The following is a 4,205-nucleotide window of genomic DNA, read 5'->3' as shown; positions in this document are numbered from 1 at the left end:
GATAACGAATTTCGCTATTCTCTTTTTGCAGAGGTCGGACTGGCAGATGATTTTGGAGAAAACATCTATTTTAATTTGATGGTAAAATATTTTTTTGATATAACATATTGACCGCCTGTGAGCATATATGATTTTTCGCATTTTTGAGTTAACTAATTGCGTTAAACACTGTAATAAAGGCATAAGAAAAGCCGCCAACAGCTGCCAGCTCTAAGCGGCTTATCTAATAAGCTTCTAAGGGTGAGGGCTGACCGTCTGTCGGCAGCCCCTTTTTTATGATTGTTATAGCATTTGTCCTGTTTGTGGACAATTGCTTATTTTTTTATTTGGCGTTGTATTCCACTATCTTGATGCCCCGATGCTCATTCAGGTCGATAATGTTGTCCTGATCTATCTTAATCAACGGGTGAATGGCCATATCATCGGGATAACGGAGAATGGTACCGCTTAAGCCATTATTTAAAACAACGGTGGAGCCCAGGAAGGCATCCTTTATTCGCTTGAGGATAACCACGCAGATTTCCGGATCAAGCTTGCTGTACATCAGCTCGGTAAGCTTGGCGATAGCAGCAAATGGGGTCTGCCGCACAAAGCCCTCCCGCTCTGTGGTGATATTGTCATACAGGTCAGCAATGGCAATGATACGGGCAAATTGATGGATTTTATCCCCCATCAGTCCATCGGGAATACCGGTTCCGTCCAGGGCCTCATGGTGTTGAAGGGCAGCCAGCTTGATGCCATCAGACAGATCCGGGCTGGTAGCCAAAATTTTATAGCCATCATATGTATGCTGCAAATAGGTCTCAAAGTCCTCCCCCTTCAGGGTTTCTACCTGACGATTTTGCAGCCGGTCAGGGAAGTGGACCTTGCCGATATCATGAAGAAAACCGGCGGTAATAAGGTCAGTTACCTGCCTGGATGGCATCAGCAGCCATTTACCGATTACACCGGCCAAAATTGATACGCGTATGGAATGGTTATACACATCATCGGCCATGTGATTGAGCTCGTAGAGATAGTCAATGGCCCCGCTCTGCTTGGACATTGGCATCAGGTCTTCCTTTACCAATTCCTTGGTCTTGGCCGTGGGAACCTTGTTTTCCTTTATGGTGGAGGTGAATATATCATTTACCTCATGTACTACCTCCCGATACTGGGCAGCAAAGGCATTGCTGCGGTTGAACATAGCCATAACATTCTGGTAGTTTGGACTAAGCTCATATTCATCCTTAACGTACACATAGGGTACATTAAGAAATTCCAGACGGGTAATATGCGCCTTGGTTAACAGGGTATTTTCCGACAGAATAACGATCATGTCGTCATTGAGTATGGTGCGAGCCAGTTCCATCCCCGGTTCCAACTCATCTATAGTTAATTCCTTCATAGACAGCCCCTCCAAATTCGATAATTTCACTACTGTACAATTCGCTATCATATAGTAAAAATCCTACTTTACAATTAAAAAATTATGAAAAAAATTTAAAAAGGACAAAAGTCGGGTAATTTTAATCCGATTTATGTGATTTTTCCCTTGCAATACGTTAATGAACTAAAGTATAATATGCGTATTGAAAAGCAATCACATATATAAAAAGGAGTGTACTGGTTTATGAAGAAAATATTGGCGATTTGCATGATGCTGGTTCTGGCGATGGCTGCATTGGCCGGCTGTGGCAATGATACGGCAAAGAAGGATGGAGCCCAGAAGATTGTGGTTGGCCTGGATGACAATTTCCCGCCCATGGGCTTTAAGGATGAGAAGAATGAAATAACGGGCTTTGATGTGGATTTGGCCAAGGAGGCCGCCAAACGCCTGGGCTGTGCTGTGGAGTTTAAGGCTATTGACTGGAATTCCAAGGAGGCTGAGCTCAAGAGCGGCCGCGTGGATGTACTTTGGAATGGCCTGGATATTACCGAAAAGCGGAAGGAAAATATGTTATTCTCCAATCCTTATATGGACAATCGTCAGATTGTGTTTGTGGCAACCGGCAAGGATATAAAGATTGGCTCCGAAGCGGATTTGGCCGGCAAGGTTATCGGTACCCAGAGTGGCGGTACCTCTGAGGAATATTTTGAGAGCAAAAAGGATCTGAAGGCTTCCATGAAGGAAGTAAAATACTATCCGGATTTCATCAATGCCTTTATGGATTTGGAAAATGGCCGTATTGATGCCGTAGTGGGCGACGAGATTATTGGTCGGTATTACATCAGCAAGCATCCGGACAAGATTACTGCCGTTGAAACCGTAATCGGCGAGGTAAGCCAGTTTGGCTTTGCCTTCCGCAAGGATGACCAGGCACTTCGCGACAAGGTACAGAAGGTGTTTGATGAAATGGTTGCCGACGGAACTGTGGCAAAGATTTCCGATAAGTGGTTTGCCAAGGATATTACTCTAAAGAAATAAGCCTTTTTCTTGAAGGGCAGCACCTGAAGGTGTCAGAGGCAAAGCTGCGTCGGTGGTCATGGAGTGACCGGATGAGGTGTACAAAGGACTGTTGCATTGTTTGCAATAGTCCTTTTTTTGATGTAAAATATATAGGCTTAATGCTTTTCTACGGTAAAGCGCAAAAACAATAAAATGGATTTAAAGGGGCTTTAATTTAATTATGGAGAATTTGTTGCATACTGTTGTCCTGATGCTGGAGGGCACTCAGGTCACCTTGCAGATATTTTTTATTACCTTGATTTTTTCCCTGCCCTTGGGGTTGCTGGCGGCCTTTGGGCGGCTTTCCAGTCTAAAGCTCATAAGCCGGACCATGGAATTTTATATCTGGCTTATGCGGGGGACCCCATTGATGCTGCAGCTACTGTTTGTTTATTTTGCCCTGCCCATGGTAGGAATTATGCTGCCGGATTTGATGGCGGCCCTGTTGGCCTTTACATTAAATTACGCAGCTTATTTCGCAGAGATTTTTCGGGCCGGTATCCAGTCCATCAGCCGTGGCCAGTATGAAGCGGCCAAGACTTTGGGTATGACCCACAAGCAGACCATGCGTCGCATAATAATTCCCCAGATGATTCGCTATGTTTTGCCGCCGGTCAGCAACGAAACCATCAATTTGGTGAAGGATACCTCCCTTATTTATATTCTGGCCATGAATGATTTGCTGAGGGTGGCCCGTACCATTGTACAGCGGGAATTTGATATGACTCCTTTTGTGGTGGCCGCTGTATTTTATCTTATTATGACAGCCGTACTGACATGGGGCTTCAAGAAGCTGGAGGCATATTATGGAAAATATGACCAATAATGAAATAATGCTGCGTCTGACGCAGATACATAAAAAATTTGATGACCTGGAGGTTTTGCAGGGCATTGATCTGGATTTGAAGAAGGGTGAAACCAAGGCCATTATCGGGCCCTCCGGCTCCGGTAAAAGTACTCTGCTCCGTTGTATCAATCGCTTGGAGATTATTGACTCGGGGAAAATTGAAATCAAGGGTCGGGTTTTGGCCCAAAATAACAGTGGAAATGTGGCAGAATACGTTTCCGAACGGGAGGCCAGAGACATCCTGTCCTGTACGGGAATGGTTTTCCAGCAGTTTAATCTCTTTCCCCACATGACGGTAATGCAGAACCTTTTGGAAGCACCGGTTCAGGTTCAAAAGCGGAAAAAGGCTGAAGTAATTCCGGAGGCGGAGGAGCTGCTGCGTAAGGTGGGCCTGTACGAGAAAAGGGATAATTATCCCTCCCGTTTGTCCGGTGGTCAGCAGCAGCGGGTGGCCATTGCCAGAGCACTTTGCATGAAGCCGGATATTATGCTGTTTGACGAACCGACGTCTGCCCTGGATCCGGAGCTGACCGGTGAAGTTTTGAAAACCATGCGGGAGCTGGCTGAGGAGCATATGACCATGCTGGTGGTTACCCATGAAATGGCCTTTGCCAGAGAGGCAGCCAATCAGGTGGTTTTTATGGCCGATGGAGTTATTGTGGAACAGGGCACAGCCCGTCAGGTTATTGATGATCCCCAGGAAGAGCGTACAAAGGCCTTCCTAAAGAACATGCTTTAATTTTTCATAATCATATGATAAAATTTCTATTTAGAATTTGCTCTTCCATATTATTTGGAAGTCTTTATTTCATTTTGTTTTATCCGATGCTAACGGGTGCTAAGACTCCCCTCTAAGGTGGGAATTAAGCACCCGTAAAGCCCTGGGTAAAATTCAACTAAATTCAGGTGTAGTTAAAACTCCACCTGAAT

General features: G+C 45.1%; 4 protein-coding genes. 3 read left to right on the top strand and 1 reads right to left on the bottom strand.

What is annotated here, in order from left to right; genetic code table 11:
* Nucleotides 1–322: 322 nt before the first annotated feature.
* Nucleotides 323–1,387: an HD-GYP domain-containing protein gene (locus Q0Y54_RS11975; RefSeq protein WP_297968322.1), complete on the bottom strand. Its 1,065-nt coding sequence runs from the start codon at nt 1,385–1,387 to the stop codon at nt 323–325.
* A 225-nt stretch (nt 1,388–1,612) separates the two neighbouring features.
* Here Q0Y54_RS11975 and Q0Y54_RS11970 point away from each other — a divergent pair, with 225 nt between their 5' ends.
* From Q0Y54_RS11970 to Q0Y54_RS11960, 3 genes are all read left to right on the top strand, one after another.
* Nucleotides 1,613–2,407, top strand: coding sequence for an amino acid ABC transporter substrate-binding protein (locus Q0Y54_RS11970; RefSeq protein WP_297968319.1), 795 nt, complete (start codon nt 1,613–1,615; stop codon nt 2,405–2,407).
* A gap of 202 nt (nt 2,408–2,609) precedes the next feature.
* Nucleotides 2,610–3,254, top strand: coding sequence for an amino acid ABC transporter permease (locus Q0Y54_RS11965; RefSeq protein ID WP_297968316.1), 645 nt, complete (start codon nt 2,610–2,612; stop codon nt 3,252–3,254).
* On the top strand, nt 3,235–4,014 hold the full coding sequence (locus tag Q0Y54_RS11960) for an amino acid ABC transporter ATP-binding protein (protein ID WP_297968313.1): 780 nt from the start codon (nt 3,235–3,237) through the stop codon (nt 4,012–4,014). The genes Q0Y54_RS11965 and Q0Y54_RS11960 overlap by 20 nt, the downstream gene beginning before the upstream one ends.
* The last annotated feature ends 191 nt before the right edge of the window (nt 4,015–4,205 follow it).

The organism is uncultured Anaerovibrio sp. (assembly GCF_947302755.1).
Taxonomy (GTDB): domain Bacteria; phylum Bacillota; class Negativicutes; order Selenomonadales; family Selenomonadaceae; genus Anaerovibrio.
Note: the sequence above shows the minus strand (reverse complement) of the source record. Positions and strands in the feature narration are given on the sequence as shown.

What these genes read in the sequence shown, in the direction of transcription:
- Q0Y54_RS11975 (WP_297968322.1), bottom strand. Translation starts at nt 1,387, where the DNA reads ATGAAGGAATTAACTATAGATGAGTTGGAACCGGGGATGGAACTGGCT.
- Q0Y54_RS11970 (WP_297968319.1), top strand. Translation starts at nt 1,613, where the DNA reads ATGAAGAAAATATTGGCGATTTGCATGATGCTGGTTCTGGCGATGGCT.
- Q0Y54_RS11965 (WP_297968316.1), top strand. Translation starts at nt 2,610, where the DNA reads ATGGAGAATTTGTTGCATACTGTTGTCCTGATGCTGGAGGGCACTCAG.
- Q0Y54_RS11960 (WP_297968313.1), top strand. Translation starts at nt 3,235, where the DNA reads ATGGAAAATATGACCAATAATGAAATAATGCTGCGTCTGACGCAGATA.